This window comes from Enterobacter cloacae complex sp. 302F9 (assembly GCF_050030335.1).
Lineage (GTDB): Bacteria > Pseudomonadota > Gammaproteobacteria > Enterobacterales > Enterobacteriaceae > Enterobacter > Enterobacter hormaechei_C.
This window is the reverse complement of record NZ_JBLGUC010000001.1, coordinates 2,735,406-2,757,304: the sequence shown is the minus strand read 5'-3', so window position 1 is coordinate 2,757,304 and position 21,899 is coordinate 2,735,406. Positions and strand designations below refer to the sequence as shown.

The window sequence follows — 21,899 nt, the reverse complement described above, 5'->3', positions numbered from 1 at the left end:
AAATAACCCGCCTTCGGGCGGGTTCTCTTTGGGTCAGGCAAGACGCAAGACCCAGGCATCGGTTTTACTGTCGTAATGCTCACGGTACAGAACGGAATGTTCCCCATCAAGGATCGCCGGGACGCTGGTATCTGCATCCCAGGCGTCCAGCTGCATGCACAAATCCGGATCGGATTTGCAGGGAATACTTAACGTTCGTTCGCCTTGTGATTCGCCGCGCAATTCAGCGTCGTCGATTTCAAAAGCGCCAATGCGTACGCTGGTTTTCGTCATAATGCTCTCCGGTTTGTTGCCCAAAATCTGGTATGACCAGTGCAGTCACCCATTTTTGATCCTAGACAAGGAGAGCGAAATCGCCAGTAAAAAAATGCGCTTTTTTTCAGGCGCTGCGGTTGTTACCGGTAAACAGGCGGCCATCGCGTACCAGTTCGCGCGGATAGCTGTTTTTCAGCCGCGAGCCGACTTTTTTCGCCAGCCCCAGCGGATAGCCCTGATACGTCACGATGACTTCATCCTGTGAAGGGCCGTCTTCCGGGTAAACGTCACGACCGCGATACCACTCTTCCGCTTCCTGATGCGTCAGGGCAAAGGTGTTCTCACTGCCGGCCAGCGCAATGACCGCTTCGTGCTGCCAGCGATAGCCTTTGTTGTGGATCTCCGCCAGGCGAATACCGAGGCGGGAGAAACGCACCTTACCAATCAGCGGTTCGATGTTGACCGGGAACAGCCACAGCTCTTTGTCACGCATCCAGAGGCGCAGGCTCTCATCCCAGTGCAGGCCGACTTTGCTCGCAGCCGCTTGCGCCTGTGCCGCCTCACGGCCTTTGACCGGCGTGAACGGGAAGTTGCCGACCTTAAACTTAGGGGCAGGCAAGGGAGCGACGGCGCGGGTTTTACGCAGACGGGCAACAAAGAAGCCTTCGCAATCGTAAATCTGCGGGAAGACATGCAGGAAGCCTTCAGGCGTGGCCGCATGACTGGCCGAGTCGAAGAGGGTGTCCAGCGGCAGAAACTCGACGGCATCCGCATAGCGTTGCTTGAGCCACAGGCAGACGTCCTCATTTTCATCGCGATTCAGCGTGCAGGTAGAGTAAACCAGCGTCCCGCCTGGGCGCAGGGCATGAAACGCGCTGTCGATCAGTTCGCGCTGCGTGGCGGCGATCTCCAGGTTGCTTTCAACGGACCAGTTTTTTAACGCATCAGGATCTTTACGCACCACGCCTTCGCCGGAGCATGGCGCGTCGAGCAGGATGGCATCAAAGGCTTCCGGCAGGGCAGCGCCAAACACGCGACCATCGAAGTGCGTTAACACGACGTTGTGGATCCCGCAGCGGCTGATATTGGCATGCAGGACTTTAACGCGGCTGGCGGAAAATTCGTTGGCGAGGATCGCGCCGCGGTTGTTCATCCGGGCGGCAATCTGCGTGGTTTTAGAGCCCGGCGCCGCCGCGACATCCATAACCCGCTCAGGCTGGTTCCCGTCGGCAAACAGCGCAGCAACCGGCAGCATGGAGCTGGCTTCCTGAATATAAAACAGCCCGCTCAGATGCTCGGCGGTGCTGCCGAGCGGCAGGCTCTCCTCGTCATCCCGTTCGATCCAGAAACCCTCTTCACACCACGGCACTGGCGTTAATTGCCAGCCGTAGGGGGAGACGAGATCCAGAAACGCCCCGACGCTGATTTTCAGCGTATTGACGCGAATACTCCGGCGCAAAGGGCGCTGGCAGGCGGCAACGAAATCGTCGAAAGAGAGATGAGCTGGAAGCGCCTCGCGCATCTGTGCGAGGAATTGTTCGGGAAGAAATACGGAGTTTTGAGCCACGGGCACACCACAGGGAAACATTCAGGTGCGCAGTGTAACATAAAGGCTCCGGCGCGTTGACACCGGAGCCTGCGAGATTAACGCGGCAGCGCCGTTCCCCATTCGCGCCACTCTTTCGGTTCACTTTCCAGCAGCAGGAAGTGTTTACCTGCCTGCGCCTTAGGCGCCAGAGGCGTGCCAGGCGGCGTCGCGAAGGCAATGCCGCCGCGAATGAACTGATTAAAGGTCCCCGTTTTGACCACGCCACCGGTCAGGCCGAAGTCCAGCGAGTAGCCTGAAGCGAGCCAGAACACCGAGTTGTTGCGCACCAGATGCTGATAACGCTGGCTGATGCGCAGGCCGACCATCACGCGATCGGACAGATTACCCAGCGTCAGGCTTGTTACTGTCCCTACTTCAATGCCGCGGAACAGGACCGGCGTACCGATGCCCAGCGAACCGGCTTCCGGCACTTCAACCACAATGCTCAAACCGTCCAGATAACGGGAGTCGGTGATGGTGGCCTCCTGCAACTCAAATTCACGACGCGCGTTGCCGCGACCCGGTTCAACGTTAATGTACGGCTGAAGTATGGTGTCGAGATGCTCAACCCCTGCGGCAGAAATTTGCGGCGTAACCACCGAGAAGCGCGAGCCTGCCCGGGCAAACGTCTGCACATATTCCGGATAAAGCACGGCGGTCGCCTGCACTTCGTTGCGTGCGGTGATCAGCGTCAGCTTCTGGACCTGCCCGATATCAATGCCGAGATAGCGGATGGGCATGCCTTCTGCCAGTTTACCGGCATCAAAGGTGTGCAGGGTAATCTGCCCCCCGACGGCGCGCGCCGCGGTTTCGGACGGGAAGAGGATCCGCTTGTCACCTTTACGCATGTTGCCGCCCGCGCCGCTCAGGTTATCGAAGCTGATCGCACCGCGCAGGGCACGGGAGAGAGGCGAGGCCTGTACTGTCAGCCCGCTGCCGTTGAGCTGCACTTTCGCGCCGCCTTCAGCCCAGAACACGCTGTTTGGCGTGAGCAGCTTGCGGTACTCCGGCTTGATATGCAGTTCGATATCAAACGCGTCCGCACGAGGACGAACGGTGATCACTTCCCCGACCTCAAACTTACGATAAAGCACGACGGAGCCTGCCTGGACATCCGGCAGCGTTTCCGCGCTTAAGGTCAGCGTGGTGGTCGGCAGGTCGCCGAGGCTGTTTTCAATGGCTTTGTCGAGATTGGCGAACAGCGGATAACTCTCGCGCAGCGCACCTTTGCTGCCCGGCAGAATGCGGATCCCGCCGTTAACCCACTCGCTGGCGCTGGCGCCGAGGAACTCAACCCCGTCCAGACCCACCTTCACGTCGACCCGGCTGTTAACCACAAATTTACTGTCGCCGTGGACCAGGTTGCCGTACTGCGGATCGATGGCGGCGGAGAAGGAGACCCCTTTTTCCGACAGCTTACGTTCGAGGACCTGGCCCACCTGCACACCGTGCAGGATCAGCGGTTGCCCGGCCTCGATACCGTAGCTTTCCGGCGCATTCAGCGTAACCGTCAACACGCCCGGTTTTTGCAGCAGGGCTTTATCCGCCGGCGCGATAACAAAGTTTTTGTTCGGCGCACCTTCGCCGGGGATCAGCTCAAAGGTGCTTCCCGTCAGCAGAGAACTGATGCTGGCGTCGCTGAGGGAGAGCTTCGGATTACGCAGTTCAATGCGCGTTTTTTCCCGCAGGAGATCCACCACGCTCGGATCCACCGTCATTTCGCCGGTAACGGAACCGCCCGCATTGAGGGTTAATTTTGTCAGTTGCCCGACCTCTAAACCCTGGTACATCAGCGGGGTCGAACCGGCTTTCAGGCCTTTGGCATCCGGCAGGGTCAGCTTGACGATGACACCGCGCTGGCTGTGCGCCAGGTCGGCGTACAGGCCAAAGGTATCTTCTGCGGCGGCAGGGCTGGAGTTAGCTGGTGAGTCAAAGGCGATAGCGCCATTCACCAGCGCCGCCAGGCTCTCAAGCTTCACTTTCGCACCGCTTAAGCTCAGGTCGGCATCGACGCCTGAGACGTTCCAGAAGCGGCTGCCTTTTTTCACCAGGTTGGTAAAACGGCGCTCGATGAGTACATCAATAGTCACGCCATCTTTGTTCGGGTTAATGGCGTAGTCGTAAACGCGGCCTACCGGAATTTTGCGGAAATAGACCAGAGAACCACTGTTCAGCGAGCCCAAATCCGGCGCGCGGAGATGGATCATCAAATCGCCGTTATTCAGCCGATATTTCGGCTGGGTATCCAGCGCAACAAAGTGATCCTGTGGCTCACCTTTGCCGGGCATCATGCCGATATAGTTACCGCCCACAAGCGCATCCAGTCCGGAAACGCCGGCCAGGGAGGCTTTAGGCGTGACCAGCCAGAACTGCGTTTCGGCACGCAGGGCATCCTGCATATCAGACTTAATGCTCGCCCGGACCTGGATTTTGTTCAGCCCTTTGCCAAGGGAAATATCCTGCACGGTACCCACTTCCACCCCCTGGAAGCGAACGGGGGTACGTCCGGCGACAATGCCGTCCGCAGACTGGAAATCAATCGTGATGGTACTTCCGCGATCTTCATAGCTCGTCCAGATAAGCCAGCCTGCGATCATCAGCGCGATGACAGGCAGCAACCAGAATGGCGAAATGCGGCGTTTTGTTTTAATTCTCGCTTCAGTCGGCGAAGCGGGCGTTTCCTGACTCATGTGCGTCCCAAAGTAAGCGGCTGTCCAGCCATTCCACTGCAAGAATAGTCAATATCACCGCAGAGCCGAAATAAAAAGCTGCGGGTCCCATGGTAAAAGCAAGTAACTGATCGCGATTGATGAGCGACATCATCAGCGAAATCACGAACAGATCCAACATCGACCAGCGACCAATCCAGGTCACAAATCGCAGAAGCAGGATGCGGGTGCGTAGTCCTTGTTCGCATTTAAAGTGAATGCTGATAAGCAGCGTAAACATCACCACCACTTTGGTAAAGGGCACCAGAATACTGGCGATGAAAACAATGGCGGCGACCCCCACGTTACTGTGCGCCAGAGAGATAATCCCCGAAAGGATAGTATCTTCCTGACGGGCGCCGTTCACATAAATTACGGAGATCGGCAGCATGTTGGCCGGGAATAAAAATACCAGGGAGGCGATTAGCGCCGCCCAGCACTTTTGCAGGCTGTTGTTGCGTCGCAATCTTAACGGAATGTGGCAGCGTGGGCACCTCCCGCGTTTATCCGGAAAACCGGTGTAATGGCAGCCCAGGCAGACGCGCAGGTTTTCATCAGGCCGGGTCGCGGGGCGCTGCGGGTAAAATCGCTCCCAAAGCTGTTCAACATTGAGATGAATCAGGGTCAAAATACTCAGCAGGACCAGTGAAATAAACGCGAAAAGTCCAATGCCGGGTTGTAAAAACGCATAATCCTGCACCTTGATGGAGGCCACGCCAATGCCTACCAGATAGATGTCCAGCATCACCCACTCCTTGAGCTTTTCCAGCATGAGCAGGACAGGGCGCAGGTTCATCCCCAGAATGTTGCCAAACCACAGGTAGGCAATTGCCGCGACCAGCACCAACGGCGCGCCAACGACGCAGAACAGCACCATGGCGGCCGTAAGCGGATCGCCCTGGCGCGTCATCTGCCAGATCCCCTGCAACACGTTAGCGTCAATACGCACGCCAAGCAGGTAGAGCTTTAACAGCGGCTCGGTCCAGGCGAAGGGCATCAGCAGTAGCATGGTGACCGCCATTGCTGCCAGACGCGTCAATGACCAGTCCCGGCCATCGCGGATTTTGGCATCGCAGCATGGACAAAAAGCACTTTGGTGCGATTTCATCTTCGGCAACATAAAAAGCGTATCGCACTGGGGACAACGCTGATAATGTGCACGGGGCAGAGCCTGGCTTACCGTACGGACAACGATCTTTCGTGTCGGCGTAATTTGGGGTGTTTTTAGGGCCATCAGTCGCACACAGATTAGTATTGTTGAAAGTTATAATAACTCATGAACGGATTCATCTTGAGCATGAGCGCATTTAATGCTTATTTTAATAGGCTATGCGGTAACTATGTAAGATAACTAAGTGGTTGAATAATGAACAAAACAGAATTCTACGCGGATCTGAATCGCGATTTTAAGGCATTAATGGCAGGGGAAACCAGTTTCTTAGCCACTCTGGCAAATACCAGTGCGTTACTGTTCGAACGCCTTTCTGACGTGAACTGGGCGGGCTTTTATCTGCTGGAAGGTGACACGCTGGTGCTGGGGCCTTTCCAGGGTAAACTCGCCTGCGTACGCATCCCGGTAGGTCGTGGCGTGTGCGGTACCGCAGTGGCGACCCGTCAGGTTCAGCGTGTCGAAGATGTTCATGCGTTTGACGGCCACATTGCCTGCGATGCCAGCAGCAATTCTGAAATCGTACTGCCGCTGGTGGTTAAAAATCAGATTATTGGCGTTCTGGATATCGACAGCACGGTCTTCAGCCGCTTTACTGCCGAGGATGAGCAGGGGCTGCGCGCGCTGGCCGCAAACCTGGAAAATGTTCTGGCAGAGACCGATTATCATAAATTCTTTGCGAGCGTCGCAGGATAATCAACGGATAACGTAGCATTTACTGATAGCGTCATTATAATGTCGCCTGTTCATGCCTGCGCTTGTTGGCAACGTCCGTTGTAATCAGGAAATTTCATGGAAAATCAACCTAAGTTGAATAGCAGTAAAGAAGTTATCGCATTTCTGGCCGAGCGTTTCCCGCAGTGCTTCAGCGCTGAAGGTGAAGCGCGTCCTCTGAAAGTCGGTATCTTTCAGGATCTGGTCGCGCGCGTTGAGGGGGAGATGAACCTCAGCAAAACGCAGCTTCGTTCTGCCTTGCGCCTTTATACCTCGAGCTGGCGTTACCTGTACGGTATCAAGTCGGGTGCGACCCGTGTCGACCTTGACGGCAACCCGTGCGGTGAGCTGGACGAGCAGCACGTAGAACATGCGCGTAAGCAGCTTGAAGAAGCCAAAGCTCGCGTGCAGGCACAGCGTGCGGAACAGCAGGCGAAAAAACGCGAAGCCGCAGCGGCAAACGGTCAGGAAGACGCCCCTCGTCGCGAGCGTAAACCGCGCCCGGCACCGCGTCGTACTGAAAATAACGATCGCAAACCGCGTGCTGACAAACCCGCAGCTAAAGCCCCACGTGCGCCGCGCGAAGAGCCGCGCCACACCCCAGTTTCTGACATCAATGCGCTGAGCGTAGGTCAGTCTCTGAAGGTGAAAGCGGGTAACAACGCGATGGACGCCACCGTACTGGAAATCACCAAAGATGGCGTTCGTGTACAGCTGACTTCTGGTATGTCAATGATTGTACGCGCAGAACACTTGTTGTTCTGAAACGGAGGCCGAGCCTGGCATGAACACTTTTTTTAAGCTCACCGCGCTGGCTGGCCTGTTTGCTATAACAGGCCATGCTTTCGCTGTGGACGATATTACGCGTGTTGATCAAATTCCGGTTCTCAAGGAAGAGACTCAGCACGCGACGGTGAGTGAGCGCGTGACGTCGCGCTTTACTCGTTCGCACTATCGTCAGTTCGATCTCGATCAGGCCTTTTCGGCCAAAATCTTTGACCGTTATCTGAACTTGCTGGATTACAGCCATAACGTACTGCTGGCCAGCGATGTCGAACAGTTCGCTAAACGCAAATCCGAAGTGGGTGATGAGCTGCGCTCCGGAAAGCTCGATCTGTTCTACGATCTGTACAACTTATCGCAAAAGCGCCGTTTTGAGCGTTATCAATACGCGCTGAAAGTGCTGGAACGTCCGATGGACTTCACCGGCAACGACACCTTTAATCTGGACCGCAGCAAAGCGCCATGGCCGAAAGACGAGGCTGAACTGAATGCGCTGTGGGACGGAAAAGTCAAATATGACGAACTGAGCCTCAAGCTTACAGGCAAAGACGAGAAAGAGATCCGTGAGACGTTAAATCGTCGATACAAATTCGCTATTCGTCGTCTGGCGCAGACCAACAGTGAAGATGTTTTCTCGCTGGCGATGACCGCGTTTGCGCATGAAATTGATCCGCACACTAATTATCTCTCTCCACGTAACACCGAACAGTTCAATACCGAAATGAGCCTGTCTCTGGAAGGTATCGGTGCTGTGCTTCAGATGGACGATGACTACACCGTAATCAACTCCATGGTGGCCGGTGGCCCTGCGTCGAAAAGCAAAGCGATCAGCGTAGGCGACCGTATTGTCGGTGTGGGTCAAACCGGAAAGAGCATGGTGGACGTGATTGGCTGGCGTCTTGATGACGTTGTTGCGCTGATCAAAGGGCCGAAGGGCAGCAAAGTTCGCCTGGAGATCTTGCCAGCCGGTAAGGGGACCAAAACCCGTATCGTTACTCTGACCCGTGAGCGTATCCGTCTGGAAGATCGCGCGGTGAAAATGTCGGTGAAAACCGTGGGTAAAGAGAAGGTTGGCGTTCTGGATATCCCTGGTTTCTACGTCGGCCTGACCGATGATGTGAAAGTGCAGCTCCAGAAGCTTGAAAAGCAGAATGTCAGCAGCGTGATCATTGACCTGCGCAGCAACGGCGGCGGGGCATTGACCGAGGCCGTCTCGCTTTCCGGGCTGTTTATCCCGTCTGGCCCGGTGGTACAGGTGCGCGATAACAACGGTAAAGTGCGTGAAGATGCCGATACCGATGGTGTGGTCTACTATAAGGGGCCGCTGGTGGTGCTGGTCGATCGCTTCAGCGCCTCTGCATCGGAAATCTTCGCTGCTGCCATGCAGGATTACGGCCGGGCATTAATCGTCGGCGAACCGACGTTTGGCAAGGGCACCGTTCAGCAGTACCGCTCTCTGAACCGTATTTACGACCAGATGCTGCGCCCTGAGTGGCCTGCGCTGGGCTCAGTACAGTACACTATTCAGAAGTTTTACCGCGTCAACGGCGGCAGTACGCAGCGCAAAGGCGTGACGCCGGATATCATGATGCCGACAGGTACCGAAGAGACGGAAACGGGCGAGAAGTTTGAAGATAACGCGCTGCCGTGGGATAGCATTGATGCCGCGACATTCGTGAAATCGGGTGATATGAAACAGTTCGGACCGGAACTGCTGAAAAATCACAACGATCGCATCGGGAAGGATCCGGAATTCCAGTACATCATGAAGGACATCGCGCGTTTCAACGCTTTGAAAGCGAAACGGAACATTGTGTCTCTGAACTATGCCCAGCGTGAGAAAGAGAACAATGAAGATGACGCGACACGTCTGGCGCGTATCAACGATCGCTTCAAACGTGAAGGCAAGCCTCTGCTCAAAAAACTGGACGATCTGCCTAAGGATTACCAGGAGCCCGATCCGTATCTGGACGAGACGGTGCATATCGCGCTTGATCTCGCGAAGCTGGAAAAAGAGAAACCCGCTCTGCAACCTGCTCCGACAAAATAATCCCCCAACAGGCACAAGAAATTGTGCCTGTTTCTTTATGTACCTCCTCCTTCCGTCAGGCGGATTTCCAATTGTGTAAAGTTGTGTCTTTCTGGTGACTTACGCCGTCTGGATGCTTGAAAATAGCCGTAATACCCATACGATGTGGGTAATCGCATAGTGCGTTTTGTTAAACTGAGGTTAAAAGAATATTATGATGCGAATCGCGCTCTTCCTGCTCACCAACCTGGCGGTGATGGTGGTATTCGGGCTGGTGCTAAGCCTGACGGGAATTCAGTCGAGCAGCGTTCAGGGTCTGTTGATTATGGCGCTGCTGTTTGGTTTCGGTGGCTCTTTCATTTCACTGCTGATGTCGAAGTGGATGGCATTGAAATCTGTGGGCGGTGAAGTTATTGAGCAACCGCGTAACGATATGGAGCAGTGGCTGATGAGCACGGTTGCTCAGCAGTCAAGACAGGCGGGCATTGCCATGCCGCAGGTAGCCATCTACCACGCGCCGGATATTAACGCGTTTGCTACCGGTGCGCGTCGTGACGCGTCCCTGGTGGCCGTCAGTACCGGTCTGCTGCAAAACATGAGTCGTGACGAAGCGGAAGCGGTTATTGCTCACGAGATCAGCCATATCGCCAATGGCGATATGGTCACCATGACCCTGATCCAGGGTGTGGTGAACACCTTCGTTATCTTTATTTCTCGTATTCTGGCACAGATTGCTGCCGGGTTTATGGGTGGCAACCGTGATGAGGGTGAAGAGAGCAACGGCAACCCGCTGATCTATTTTGCTGTTTCAATGGTGCTGGAGCTGGTGTTCGGTATCCTGGCAAGCATCATTACCATGTGGTTCTCCCGTCATCGTGAGTTCCACGCGGATGCCGGTTCCGCGAAACTGGTGGGTCGTGAAAAGATGATTGCTGCGCTGCAACGCCTTAAAACCAGCTACGAGCCGCAGGAAGCAAACAGCATGATGGCCTTCTGCATCAACGGCAAATCAAAGTCGCTGAGCGAGCTGTTTATGTCTCACCCGCCGCTGGATAAACGTATTGAAGCGCTGCGTAGCGGCGAATACCTGAAGTAACGTAATCGGGTTGAAAAGAACCGGGCTGGAGCCATTCTCCGCCCGGTTTTTTTATGCCTGCGCCTTTGGCTGGGTGACGCGAAGGCCGCTAATGACAGCCGCGAGGGTCGCCAGGGTCCCTGCGGTAATCAGCGCAACGTGTGTCGCATTCTGCCCGGAAAGGTTAAACATCAACGCCACCAGTGCGGCCCCGGTGCTTTGCCCTAACAGTCTTGCCGTGCCCAGCATCCCGCTGGCGCCACCGCTGCGATGACGTGGGGCAGAGGTGATAATCGTGTGGTTATTAGGGGACTGGAACAGACCAAAACCGGCCCCGCACAGGATCATGCGCCAGATAATATCCAGATCCCCCGGCGAGGCGGGCAGGAGCGCCAGCGAAAACAGTCCCACCGCCATGACAACCAGCCCAATCGCCCCCAGAAGCCCGGCATGGACGCGCTCAATAAGGTAACCGGCCAGCGGGGCCATCACCATGGTTGCCAGCGGCCAGGGCGTGAGCAGCAAGCCTGTCTCCACTTCTGAACGGCCAATCACGCTCTGCAAAAAGAACGGCAGCGCAACCAGCGCCAGCATCTGGGCGCAGAACGAGCAAATGGAGGTACAAATGGATAGCGAAAACAGCGGAATACGTAGCAAATCCACCGGAAGTAGCGGCACGGGCAGCGCCAGCTGACGTCGTACAAAGAAAAAGCCGATGATAAGCATGGCAACGATTTCTGCGGCAATGAGCGACAGAGACTGTCCCTGCGCAAATCCGCTCAGCGCGGTAATCAGCAGGCCAAAAGTCAGCGCGTTCATCACGGCGCTGGGCAGATCGAAACGTGGCATGGTACTTTTCGGACCATTTTCCGGAAGATAGCGCAGGGCGAAGAAGAACGCCACAATGCCCAGCGGCACGTTAATGGCAAACAGCCACTGCCACGAGGCAACGGACAGGATGGCGGCGGCAATCGTTGGGCCGGCGGCGGACGACACGGCCACAATAAAGGAGTTAATGCCCATGCCGCGCCCCAGGTGGCGTTGAGGATAAATAAGCCGTATCAGGGCCGTGTTCACGCTCATTAGCGCCGCGCCGCCAAAGCCCTGCGCGATACGCGCCAGCGTAAGGGTGTGCAGTGAATCTGAAAGGGCACAGAAGAGCGAGGTGAGGGTAAACACCACCAGCCCGCACTGGTAAACCCGGCGATAACCAAACATATCGCCCAGGAAAGAGAGTGACAGAAGGGAAATCACAATCGCTATCTGGTACGCGTTTACAATCCAGATGGAGCTTGCCGGCGAAGCATTAAGGTCTTTGGCAATCGTAGGAAGAGCCACGTTGGCAATCGCACCGTCAAGGACAGCCATCGAAATACCGATGACAATAGTGGCAATTGCCCCGTACCGCTGCGGTAAGGGCAGGCCATCAGAAACGTTTTTTTGCATGGGAAAAGAATGGCTCAACGTGAAATTATTTTCAGAGTAACTATTTTAGCATCGTTATTTCGGTTTTATGTCGCAGATTTGTAACGAAGTAAACCCAGATAGATTGCAGCACGCATAACACGAATTTATAATAAAAACCGGTTCTGATTTTTATAAAACACTCTCCATGAGGTGATAAATGGCAATCGCAGATTTGGATAAGCAGCCAGATTCTGTTTCTTCCGTGCTGAAGGTGTTTGGCATCTTGCAGGCGCTCGGAGAAGAGCGTGAAATTGGTATTACAGAGTTGTCGCAGCGTGTGATGATGTCGAAAAGCACCGTTTATCGCTTTTTGCAGACGATGAAATCATTGGGTTATGTCGCGCAGGAAGGAGAATCAGAAAAATATTCTCTGACCCTGAAACTGTTTGAACTGGGCGCCCGCGCCTTGCAGAACGTGGATCTGATCCGCAGCGCTGACATTCAGATGCGTGAACTTTCACGACTGACGAAAGAGACAATTCACCTCGGTGCGCTGGATGAAGACAGTATTGTTTACATCCACAAAATTGATTCCATGTACAACCTGCGCATGTATTCACGCATCGGTCGTCGTAACCCGCTGTACAGCACCGCAATTGGTAAAGTACTGCTGGCCTGGCGCGATCGCGAAGAAGTGAAGCAAATCCTTGACGGGGTGGAGTACAAACGCAGCACCGACCGCACGATTACCAGTACGGAAGAACTGCTGAGCGTGCTGGATAAAGTGCGTGAGCAGGGTTACGGGGAAGATAACGAAGAGCAGGAAGAGGGGCTGCGTTGCATCGGTGTGCCGGTGTTTGACCGCTTCGGCGTTGTCATTGCGGGCCTGAGCATTTCGTTCCCAACGCTGCGTTTCTCTGAAGAGCGTCTTCATGAATATGTGGCGATTCTGCATACCGCAGCGCGCAAAATTTCAGAGCAGATGGGCTATAACGATTATCCGTTCTGATCGACGCCACCAATAGAAACGCCGCACTTTTGCGGCGTTTCTGTAAGCGAAATTCAACGCGGATTAACCGTTATCAACCACAACAGATGATTTACGCAGCACAGGACAGTTGGTTAACCCGATGATCCCGCTGTCGGAATGGATGTACTGAGCCGTGCTTATCCCCTGGGCGGTAAGATATTTACACTGGATACCCAGACCCGCGGCATTTTCTTTGCTCCCCATTAATACGCCGTACCCACTTAATAACAGGCCGATCCAGACAATGGCCAGTACAATTACTGTACGAATAAGTAAACGCATCGTTGCCTCTTTTTTCTTTGTTGTCATAGAGTAAGCGTAACGGCTTTACGCAGTGAAACAAGTGCACGATTCCGAAAAGCGTCTGTTGAAGGTACAGTTAGCCCCTGTTTAAGATAACCGTGATAACCTGGCTGTATCAGGTCATAAGACGGAGTGTGGAGTGAAAAAAATACGCTGGGTAATTCTGATTATAGTGTTGATAGCATGCGTGGTGCTGTGGACGCAGACTATCAATGTGATGTGCGATCAGGATGTACAGTTCTTTAGCGGCATTTGTTCAATCAATAAGTTTATCCCCTGGTAGAGACCATTTTTACGCTGAGTGATGTCCTTACGCGGCGGCAGTGGTAAAATGGCGGTTTTTACTGAGGTGGTGAAATGGGTGAGTTACTGAATTCGGGGCTGCTGAGCATTGCATCCCTGGTAATGTCTTTGGTGGTGCTGGTCGTTGGGCTGGTGCTGTGGTTTTTCGTTAACCGCGCCAGCTCCCGCACAAACGAGCAGATTGAGCTGCTGGAAGCATTGCTCGATCAGCAGAAACGGCAGACTGCGCTGCTGCGTCGTTTGTGCGAAGCCAACGAGCCGGAGGAGAAAGCGGTACCGAAGGACGCTGTTGCTCAACAACAAGACGAGGAAGACTTCATTCGCCTGGTAGCTGAACGATAGTCTGCCCGGAGCGGGGAGGTGGCCTGACGTACGGCGTAAATCCCCTCCCTTATCAAATGCATCCCACAACATCCCGGCATTTAATTAAGCAGCAGTTAACTCATGTTTTAGCACACTGAAAACTGGCGAATATTTATCCTTATTTAACAAATTCAGTTTCGTTGAATAAATAGTGTGCTTTATCTTTACTGAAGTGTTTTATTTTTATCGAAACGTTTTGCTTGCCTTGTTTTGAGGCAGAGTCATAAAAATTTCATTATTTTGGTGCAGAATAACACTTATTAAATGGTGGTTTTTAATACAGTTAGCAAAATGTAATTAACATCGTATATTCCCTGACACATGTTGGTGCGTTGCAATGTTTTCAGCATAACTTTTCACAAAATGTTCTAACTCAGTCATTCCTTTAAAGAAATTCTGGGATTGGGATGGACGCTTTGAAATGATTGAGCTATGTTTAAAAAGTCTTTGATTACAGGGCGCGTCAACGCACCCTGCGGGCAGTGAGGTCAGGTGGCGCTTCATTTGACAATTCGCATAACTGTGCAGATTGTTATGGAGTAACGTCTGAATTTGTGCGGCGGATCGAGACACGTTTAAAAATGGCTTGCCATATTAAACGTTGTGTGTGATAACACGTTTTGGGTCAAACGAGGTACAGTTCTGTTTATGTGTGGCATTTTCAGTAAAGAAGTCCTGAGTAAACACGTTGTCGTTGAATACCGCTTCTCTGCCGAACCTTATATTAGTGCCTCAAGCAGTAATGTCTCAGTTTTATCTATGTCAAAGCCCGCGGGCTAAGAAAACACTCTAAGGAATTTTGCAAATGGCAAAGATTAAAGGTCAAGTTAAGTGGTTCAACGAGTCTAAAGGTTTTGGTTTCATTACTCCTGCTGACGGCAGCAAAGACGTGTTCGTACACTTCTCTGCAATCCAGGGTAACGGCTTCAAAACTCTGGCTGAAGGCCAGAACGTTGAGTTCGAAATTCAGGATGGCCAGAAAGGCCCAGCTGCGGTTAACGTAACTGCTATCTGATCGAATCACTGCTGACTGAAGCGCTCAGCGCTTCGATCTCAGACATAAGCCTCGCCGATGCGGGGCTTTTTTATTCGCTTATTTTTCAAAATATTACGTAATCCTCCTCTGTTATTATCTTGTTGCAAACCCGCGAGATTATTAGCATTGTTTTCCCGCCTTATTATCCGCTTTTCCCGTTAAATCAGGGCGTTGATTAACAGCCCTGGGGTTAAGGTGAAAAAAAAGACAATAACCACCACCGGAAATTTTACTCCGGCACGTTTTGCACTTCTGTGTCTCGCCATCTTTTGTAGCCTTGCGTTTCTGCTGGGCCGCGTAGCGTGGCTACAAATTATCAAACCGGATAATCTGGTGAAGCAGGAGGATATGCGCTCCCTGCGCGAAGTGGCGATAGACGCCCCGCGTGGGATGATTGTTGACCGTGAAGGGCGACCCCTTGCGGTGAGCGTACCCGTCCAGGCCGTCTGGGCCGATCCCAAAACAGTGCTGGAAAAAGGGGGGATCGGTTTTGACTCGCGCTGGCAGGCCCTGGCAAATGCCTTACACCTTTCTCTGAGCACGCTCGCATCGCGAATTAACAGTAACCCGCACGGGCGATTTATTTACCTGGCCCGTCAGGTTGATCCCGCCCAGGCAAAGTGGATCGATAAGCTACGTCTCCCCGGTATCAACCTTCGCGATGAGTCCCGCCGCTTTTATCCTGCCGGGCACGTGGCGGCGAACCTGATTGGCTTCACCAATATTGATGGTCAGGGCATTGAGGGCGTCGAGAAAAGCTTTAACACGCAGCTTACCGGGAAGGCAGGTGTGCGGCTGGTCAGGAAAGATCGCTACGGACATGTGGTGGAGAACCTTACTGAGGTGGCTCCCGTACCTGCACATAATATCCAGCTTAGTATCGATGAACGCCTGCAAACTATCACCGAAGACGCGCTGGATAATGCCGTAGCGTGGAACAAAGCCGAATCAGGCGCGTCGGTGCTGATTAATATCCAGACGGGCGAAATTCTGGCAATGGCGAGCTTCCCCGACTTCAACCCCAATAACCGGGAAGGGGCAACGCTGGATGATTTTCGCAATCGCGCGATCAGCGACACCTTTGAACCTGGCTCGACCGTTAAGCCTCTGGTGCTGATGACGGCGCTACAGCAGGGGCTGGTACAGCCTGACAGCGTCATAGACACGCATCCCTACACTATTGATGGCCATCGTATCCGCGATGTGGGCTACTACCCCGAGCTGACGATGACCGGGATCCTGCAAAAATCCAGTGATACGGGCGTGTCCCGTCTTTCGCTGGCGATGCCCGTGCAACGGTTACTGGATACCTATAAACACTTTGGTTTTGGCGAGAGTACCGGGCTTGGCTTAACGGGAGAAAGCGCAGGTTTACTGCCGCAGCGAAAATTCTGGAGCCAGTTAGACCGGGCGACCTTTGCCTTTGGGTATGGCCTGATGGTTACCCCCCTCCAGCTGGCGCATGTGTATGCCACCATCGGCAGCTATGGCATTGAACGGCCTCTGTCCATCACCCGAATCGACCCGCCGGTGATTGGCAAGCGGGTGATGCCCAAGGAAATTGTTCACGAGGTGGAGCACATGATGGAGAGCGTTGCGTTACCCGGCGGTGGCGGGGTCAAAGCGGCGGTGCGTAACTATCGCGTGGCGATAAAAACCGGGACGGCCAAAAAAATCGATGAACATGGTAAGTATGTGGATAAATACGTCGCCTATACCGCAGGCGTTGCGCCTGCCAGCGATCCCCGTTTCGCGCTGGTGGTGGTGATCAACGATCCGCAAAACGGTGCCTACTATGGCGGGGCCGTTTCTGCGCCCGTGTTCAGCGAAATTATGGGTAACGTCCTGCGCCTGGAAAATGTGAAGCCAGACGGGCTGCCGGCAGATTCTGACCATCTGATCGTGATGCGTCACCCAGCCGTTTATAACCCTGGCGAATAGCGGTACACTTCGCCTTTTGGTTTACGCCCTGGAGCTGTCATGTCTTTCAGTTGTCCCCTTTGCCACGCGCCGCTGACGCGCGCGGAGAAAACGTTTATCTGTCCACAGGGACATCAGTTTGACCGGGCGAAAGAGGGCTATGTAAATCTTCTGCCGGTACAACACAAGCGCTCCCGGGACCCGGGTGACAGCGCGGAGATGATGCAGGCGCGCCGGGCGTTTCTCGATGCCGGGCACTATCAACCGCTCAGGGATGCCGTTGTCGCCTTACTCCGTCAATATCTGACAGAAGGCGCATCCGCCATGCTGGATATCGGCTGCGGCGAAGGTTACTACACCGCCACGTTTGCTGACGTGGCGGCTGAGAAGGGTGCCGAAACTTACGGGCTGGACGTGTCGAAAGTGGCTATCCGTGCGGCAGCAAAACGCTACTCAGCGGTAACGTTCTGCGTGGCCTCCAGCCACCGCCTGCCGTTTGAGGAAGCGAGTATGGACGCCGTGGTGCGTATCTATGCGCCGTGCAAGGCAGAGGAGCTGGCGCGCGTCGTTAAGCCTGGCGGCTGGGTTATCACCGTCACGCCAGGGCCGCGTCATCTGCTGGAGTTAAAAGGGCTGATCTATGATGAAGTTCACCTGCATGCGCCGCACTCTGAACAGCTGGCGGGCTTTGCGTTAAAGCAGGCGCAGTCGGTAGCGTATGAAATGACGTTGCAGGGAAGTGAAGCCGTGGCGTTACTGCAAATGACGCCGTTTGCATGGCGGGCAAAACCAGAGGTGTGGGAAACGCTGGCAGCGCAGACAGAATTTCGCTGCCAGACGGATTTCAGCATCCATTGCTGGCAGCGCGAAGGTTAACCCGCGAAGTGTGCCCAAAGGATTTGGGCACCAATCCCGATCAACGCGATACCGCCCAGAATTTCGGCTCGTTTGCCTAACAGCGGGCCAATGAACCGACCCACCATCATCCCCAGCGTTGACATGATCAGCGTGGCGCAGCCAATCGCCAGCGCGGTGGCGATAATATTGACCTGCAAAAACGCCAGACCGACACCCACGGCCATTGCATCCAGGCTGGTTGCGATGGCGGTTGTCACCAGAAGCCAGAAGCCGTGGCGTTGCAGCGGCGCATCATCTTCATCGCCGTTACCACGAAAGCCTTCAATCACCATGCGTCCGCCGAGGAACACCAGCAGCACGAAAGCAATCCAGTGATTCCACTCCAGCACGAACTGGCTGGCGAGCATCCCCAGACCCCAGCCGATAAGCGGCGTCAGCGTTTCGATAGCACCAAAGATGAGACCGGTACGCAGGGCGTCGGAAAATTTAGGTTTATGGAGGGTGGCACCTTTACCAATAGAGGCGGCAAATGCGTCCATGGACATGCCAAAAGCCAGAAGGATCGTAGCGGAGATATTCATAAGAGCGTCCAGACCGGGGATATCCATATGACACATCACTGCCCCCAGTAAACAGCAGTTGATGTATCTATGGTCTCGCCTGATCGCTTTTGGCACAGTCAGTGTGCTGAAAACGATCCGTACGCGCCACGTTTTTCAACGAGTATGTTGACACGTACATTTCCCGCAGGCAGGAAATCGGCTACTCCCCAACGACGGGCGCAACCTTAACATATTTTGAGAATATAAAACAACAACGAAGATGGCTTTATATAGCCACTATATTGATAACGATTTTCATTTAGATTTATGCGTGAAAATATCGTTAACAAATATAAGGCAATTAACAGAGGAGATATAGCACCGGCTATATTGCTGGTTTAAGAATAATGCAATATATAGCCGATGCTATAATATTAACTCATTGAGTTTTAATGAGTAATTTGTAGATCTTTTCCAGGTCATCAATATTTTTGACCCGGATGAGCAGGCGGCGTTGTTCTAATTGCATCACCAGAACCCCGTCTTCGGATAAATTCATCTCTTTAATACGGTTATATTCTATCCAGACATTAGCGAAGAAGAATCCGTGTTTTTTAAAAATGAGTTTTGGCGAGCGGATCCAGAACAGGTAAATCGCCATTAATGCCAGCGCACATAATAACCATGTGGTTAATATTGCGCCGTGGCTGGTCACATTATTGTAAATCAGGATGACTACCAGACCGGCGAAGATAAACGCATCAATGCGCCCACGGCGTAATAGGGGAAGGGTCAGCAGCGTCTCGCCGTGGCGGCGAGGCATAATGAACTCGTCATAGATCGCGTAAGCCAGAAGGGCAACAATAAATAAAACCAGTACGGTGTCCGTGACAGTCATTCATCCTCCAGATAAAAAGACCGGGGGCAAGCCCCCGGTCGGTAACGCATTTTATTACAGACCCAGCAGGCCGACGGCGTAGCCCGCGATACCGATGACGAAGAAGCCAACGATGATCCACAGCGGGTTCACTTTCTTACGCAGCAGCCACATACAGGCGAAGGTTAGCAGCAGCGGTACCAGGCCCGGCATCAGCTGGTCCAGAATCGTCTGCACGGTGGTAACGCGCGTCTGACCATCCTGACCAGTGATCGTCGATACCACCAGCGGGATGTTCACGTGCGTCCACTTGTTAACCAGCGCCCCCATTACAAACAGGCCGAGGATTGACGCCCCCTCAGTCAGTTTTTGCAGGAAGCCGCCGCCCATATCCTTAACGATATCCACCCCTTTACGATAACCGTACGCCACGCCGTAGTAACGGGTCAGCAGACGCACCGCGTTGAACAGGATGAAGAACAGCAGAGGACCGAGCAAGCTGCCGCTCATGGCGATCCCGGCGCCCAGCGCCGCAAAGACCGGACGCACGGTACCCCAGAAGATCGGGTCGCCCACGCCTGCCAGCGGCCCCATCAGACCAACTTTGATACCGTTGATGGCACCATCGTCGATTTCAGCCCCGTTCGCACGCTGCTCTTCCATTGCCAGCGTCACGCCCAGAACAGGCGCCGCAACATAAGGATGGGTGTTGAAGAATTCCAGGTGACGCTTAATTGCCTGACGGCGTGCTTCGTTGTTTTCCGGATACAGGCGTTTGATGGCCGGCACCATGGAGAAGCAGAAGCCGAGCGCCTGCATACGTTCGAAGTTCCATGAACCCTGAAACAGGTTAGAACGGATGAACACGCCACGAATATCACCCGGAGTGAGTTTTTTCTCAGTGGTAGTTTTTGTCATATCAACCATTTCGCTCACCTGTTAGTCCAGTTCGTTATCGAGATCGTTGTTACCAGCAGCCTGCGCAGGGGCACCCGCGACACGGTTGTATTTCGGGCTGAGCTGGATATAAAGAATCGCCATCACCGCACCAATCACACCCAGCGCAACCAGGTTGAAGTTGGTGAACGCAGCGGTAACGAAGCCGAGGTAGAAGAATGGCATCAGGTAGCCCGCGCGCATCATGTTGATGACCATCGCATAACCGACCACCACGATCATACCCCCGGCGATATTCAGACCGCTGGTAACCACTTCAGGGATCGCATTCAGCATGCCCTGAACTTCGCTGGTACCGACAGAAATCGCCACGATAACCGCAGGGATTGCGATACGCATCGCTTGCAGGAACAGGGAAGAAACGTGGATCCAGGAGAGCGCGGTGAGGTTGCCGTTTTCGGCCGCCTTATCCGCCGCATGCTGGAAGGCAACGGTAATAGTACGGACGATAATGGTCAGCACCTGACCCGCTGCGGCCAGCGGGATGGCCAGCGCGATACCGGCACCAATACTCTGATGACCAGCGATAACCAGAACGGTTGAAATAATGGACGCCAGCGCGGCATCTGGCGCAACTGCCGCACCGATGTTCATCCAGCCGAGGGCGATCATTTCCAGGGTACCACCGATGATGATACCGGTTTTCATGTCACCGAGAACGGCGCCAATCAACGTACAGGCCACCAGAGGGCGGTGGAACTGAAATTCATCAAGTACGGACTCCATACCCGCAATACATGCGACGATGAACACCAGCACAATCTGAAGAGTAGTAATCTCCATTGCACTTCTCCTATTACATAAGCTCTATATGAAAAACCGGCCCGGGCTTATTTCCCCACTTTGCCGATCAAATCCATCATTTTCAGTTTCTGGTCCGTGGAAACCTTACGGGCTTCCAGTTCGATACCGCGTGCATTCAGTTTGTTGAAGGCCTCGATATCTTTCGCATCCACTGAAATCGCGTTGTTGACCTGCGTTTTGCCCTGACGGAATGCCATACCGCCAATGTTAACGGAGGTGATTTTCACGCCGCCTTCAACAATGCGTTCGACGTCTGTCGGGTTGGTGAAGAGAAGCATCACGCGCTCACCCGCATATTTCGGGTTGTTGTAAACGCGGATCATTTTGGCGACATCCACGACGTGCGCGGTGACGCCCGGCGGTGCAACCTGGGTAAGAAGGGTTTTACGGACAGTGTCGGCGGCCACTTCGTCACTGACCACGATGATGCGTTGTACGTTGGTCTCTTTGGTCCAGCGTGTTGCCACCTGGCCGTGGATCAGACGGTCATCAATACGCGCAAGGCCGATAACCATGTAATCGTTCGGACCCATTGGCTTCGCCGGTGCTGCCGCCCTTGGTGCAGCAGGGGCAGGGGCCGGTTTTTCAACCGGCTGCGCTTTCAGCGCCTTCACGCCTTCGCGACCGGTTTCCACCGCCAGTGCCACCAGTTCATCAAAACCTGGGTTGTCGTCACGCGCCATGAAGGTTTCCACCAACATCGGGATATTCACCCCGGCGACGACTTCATAATGCTCTTTATCGACGACAATGCGGCTGGCAGCGTTGAACGGGCTGCCGCCCCATGTATCCACGAGAAACAGCACGCCTTTGCTGGTATCCAGCTTCTCAAGCTGAGCAGTGTATTTTTCAATCAGCGTCTCGGCATTTTCACCGGGAACGAAATCGATCCAGCCGACGTTTTCCTGCTCGCCCAACAGCATTTCTGCCGTTTTGAGTAACTGCTCCGCAGCCCAACCATGTGTGCCTATGACAATAGCAATGGTCACTTGCTACCTCCTTTTATTATCATGTATACGTCTGCCAGGCAGGCGTACTGAGAATCGTATTGGCGAACCGAATCGATTCAGATAAGGGTTAGAGTTCAAAAAACTAAGACTTCCGCGAATTATTTTAGATAGTGAAAAAATAATTTATGTGATGAAGATCCGTAATTTAGCTACGCCTTACAGATTTTTC

At 53.8% G+C, this 21,899-nt stretch carries 21 protein-coding genes, 1 pseudogene and 1 riboswitch; of the genes and pseudogenes, 11 read left to right on the top strand and 11 right to left on the bottom strand.

Translation table 11 applies throughout. The annotated features are described in order from the left end of the window. Positions 1-33 precede the first annotated feature (33 nt). The 4 genes from ACQG0T_RS13340 to yebS form a co-directional block, all read right to left on the bottom strand. On the bottom strand, positions 34-273 hold the full coding sequence (locus ACQG0T_RS13340; RefSeq protein ID WP_003859885.1) for a YebV family protein: 240 nt from the start codon (positions 271-273) through the stop codon (positions 34-36). Between the two features lie 106 nt (positions 274-379). Beyond that, positions 380-1,843 carry a 16S rRNA (cytosine(1407)-C(5))-methyltransferase RsmF gene (rsmF, locus tag ACQG0T_RS13335; RefSeq protein ID WP_023296800.1) on the bottom strand — a complete coding sequence of 488 codons (1,464 nt, stop codon included), beginning with the start codon at positions 1,841-1,843 and terminating at the stop codon, positions 380-382. Between the two features lie 56 nt (positions 1,844-1,899). After that, a complete protein-coding gene (locus tag ACQG0T_RS13330; RefSeq protein ID WP_017693254.1) occupies positions 1,900-4,533 on the bottom strand; it encodes a PqiB family protein in 2,634 nt (877 codons plus the stop codon). Beyond that, positions 4,502-5,785: a membrane integrity lipid transport subunit YebS gene (gene yebS, locus ACQG0T_RS13325; RefSeq protein ID WP_020480541.1), complete on the bottom strand. Its 1,284-nt coding sequence runs from the start codon at positions 5,783-5,785 to the stop codon at positions 4,502-4,504. Before yebS ends, ACQG0T_RS13330 begins: the two co-directional genes overlap by 32 nt. 132 nt (positions 5,786-5,917) lie before the next feature. Between yebS and ACQG0T_RS13320 the strand changes: the two genes are divergently transcribed. From ACQG0T_RS13320 to htpX, 4 genes are all read left to right on the top strand, one after another. Next, the gene (locus tag ACQG0T_RS13320; RefSeq protein WP_006811006.1) at positions 5,918-6,415 is read left to right on the top strand and encodes a GAF domain-containing protein; all 498 of its coding nucleotides are present in this window, start codon (positions 5,918-5,920) and stop codon (positions 6,413-6,415) included. A 96-nt stretch (positions 6,416-6,511) separates the two neighbouring features. Beyond that, a complete protein-coding gene (proQ, locus tag ACQG0T_RS13315) occupies positions 6,512-7,198 on the top strand; it encodes an RNA chaperone ProQ (protein ID WP_271040311.1) in 687 nt (228 codons plus the stop codon). 19 nt (positions 7,199-7,217) lie between these two features. Beyond that, complete coding sequence (gene prc, locus ACQG0T_RS13310; protein ID WP_015570296.1) at positions 7,218-9,266, top strand: carboxy terminal-processing peptidase; 2,049 nt, start codon at positions 7,218-7,220, stop codon at positions 9,264-9,266. A gap of 193 nt (positions 9,267-9,459) precedes the next feature. After that, positions 9,460-10,341: a protease HtpX gene (gene htpX, locus ACQG0T_RS13305; RefSeq protein WP_045348666.1), complete on the top strand. Its 882-nt coding sequence runs from the start codon at positions 9,460-9,462 to the stop codon at positions 10,339-10,341. A gap of 51 nt (positions 10,342-10,392) precedes the next feature. Here the strand turns inward: htpX and ACQG0T_RS13300 are convergent, their stop codons facing one another. After that, complete coding sequence (locus tag ACQG0T_RS13300; RefSeq protein ID WP_252051811.1) at positions 10,393-11,766, bottom strand: MFS transporter; 1,374 nt, start codon at positions 11,764-11,766, stop codon at positions 10,393-10,395. 178 nt (positions 11,767-11,944) lie between these two features. Here ACQG0T_RS13300 and kdgR point away from each other — a divergent pair, with 178 nt between their 5' ends. Next, complete coding sequence (kdgR, locus tag ACQG0T_RS13295) at positions 11,945-12,736, top strand: DNA-binding transcriptional regulator KdgR (protein WP_015570299.1); 792 nt, start codon at positions 11,945-11,947, stop codon at positions 12,734-12,736. A gap of 63 nt (positions 12,737-12,799) precedes the next feature. On the opposite strand, the gene ACQG0T_RS13290 is transcribed toward kdgR, so the two are convergent. Beyond that, positions 12,800-13,039, bottom strand: coding sequence for a YobH family protein (locus ACQG0T_RS13290; RefSeq protein WP_017384332.1), 240 nt, complete (start codon positions 13,037-13,039; stop codon positions 12,800-12,802). Between the two features lie 160 nt (positions 13,040-13,199). Between ACQG0T_RS13290 and mgrB the strand changes: the two genes are divergently transcribed. From mgrB to rlmA, 6 genes and pseudogenes are all read left to right on the top strand, one after another. After that, positions 13,200-13,343 (top strand): PhoP/PhoQ regulator MgrB, encoded by a 144-nt coding sequence (mgrB, locus tag ACQG0T_RS13285; protein WP_003859906.1) that lies wholly within the window; start codon positions 13,200-13,202, stop codon positions 13,341-13,343. Between the two features lie 74 nt (positions 13,344-13,417). Continuing rightward, positions 13,418-13,705, top strand: a complete 288-nt coding sequence (locus ACQG0T_RS13280) for a YebO family protein (protein WP_017693259.1) — start codon at positions 13,418-13,420, stop codon at positions 13,703-13,705. A 669-nt stretch (positions 13,706-14,374) separates the two neighbouring features. After that, a pseudogene (locus ACQG0T_RS13275) lies at positions 14,375-14,519 on the top strand (DUF2627 domain-containing protein). A 12-nt stretch (positions 14,520-14,531) separates the two neighbouring features. Next, entirely contained in the window at positions 14,532-14,741 is a 210-nt protein-coding gene (cspE, locus tag ACQG0T_RS13270) for a transcription antiterminator/RNA stability regulator CspE (RefSeq protein WP_001062678.1), read from the top strand. A gap of 216 nt (positions 14,742-14,957) precedes the next feature. Continuing rightward, positions 14,958-16,703 carry a peptidoglycan glycosyltransferase FtsI gene (ftsI, locus tag ACQG0T_RS13265; protein ID WP_426723796.1) on the top strand — a complete coding sequence of 582 codons (1,746 nt, stop codon included), beginning with the start codon at positions 14,958-14,960 and terminating at the stop codon, positions 16,701-16,703. Positions 16,704-16,742: 39 nt separating this feature from the next. Continuing rightward, complete coding sequence (rlmA, locus tag ACQG0T_RS13260) at positions 16,743-17,558, top strand: 23S rRNA (guanine(745)-N(1))-methyltransferase (protein WP_017384329.1); 816 nt, start codon at positions 16,743-16,745, stop codon at positions 17,556-17,558. Here rlmA and mntP read toward each other — a convergent pair. The 5 genes from mntP to manX form a co-directional block, all read right to left on the bottom strand. Further along, on the bottom strand, positions 17,555-18,121 hold the full coding sequence (mntP, locus tag ACQG0T_RS13255; RefSeq protein ID WP_271040309.1) for a manganese efflux pump MntP: 567 nt from the start codon (positions 18,119-18,121) through the stop codon (positions 17,555-17,557). The two genes, rlmA and mntP, sit on opposite strands and share 4 nt — an antisense overlap. A gap of 1 nt (position 18,122) precedes the next feature. Beyond that, positions 18,123-18,323, bottom strand: a riboswitch (yybP-ykoY riboswitch). 198 nt (positions 18,324-18,521) lie between these two features. Then, positions 18,522-18,980, bottom strand: a complete 459-nt coding sequence (locus tag ACQG0T_RS13250) for a DUF986 family protein (RefSeq protein ID WP_013096131.1) — start codon at positions 18,978-18,980, stop codon at positions 18,522-18,524. Positions 18,981-19,034: 54 nt separating this feature from the next. Continuing rightward, positions 19,035-19,886 carry a PTS mannose transporter subunit IID gene (locus ACQG0T_RS13245; protein ID WP_006810994.1) on the bottom strand — a complete coding sequence of 284 codons (852 nt, stop codon included), beginning with the start codon at positions 19,884-19,886 and terminating at the stop codon, positions 19,035-19,037. Positions 19,887-19,898: 12 nt separating this feature from the next. Beyond that, on the bottom strand, positions 19,899-20,699 hold the full coding sequence (manY, locus tag ACQG0T_RS13240; protein ID WP_003859914.1) for a PTS mannose transporter subunit IIC: 801 nt from the start codon (positions 20,697-20,699) through the stop codon (positions 19,899-19,901). A gap of 47 nt (positions 20,700-20,746) precedes the next feature. Beyond that, the gene (gene manX, locus ACQG0T_RS13235; protein ID WP_017384327.1) at positions 20,747-21,709 is read right to left on the bottom strand and encodes a PTS mannose transporter subunit IIAB; all 963 of its coding nucleotides are present in this window, start codon (positions 21,707-21,709) and stop codon (positions 20,747-20,749) included. Positions 21,710-21,899 lie beyond the last annotated feature (190 nt).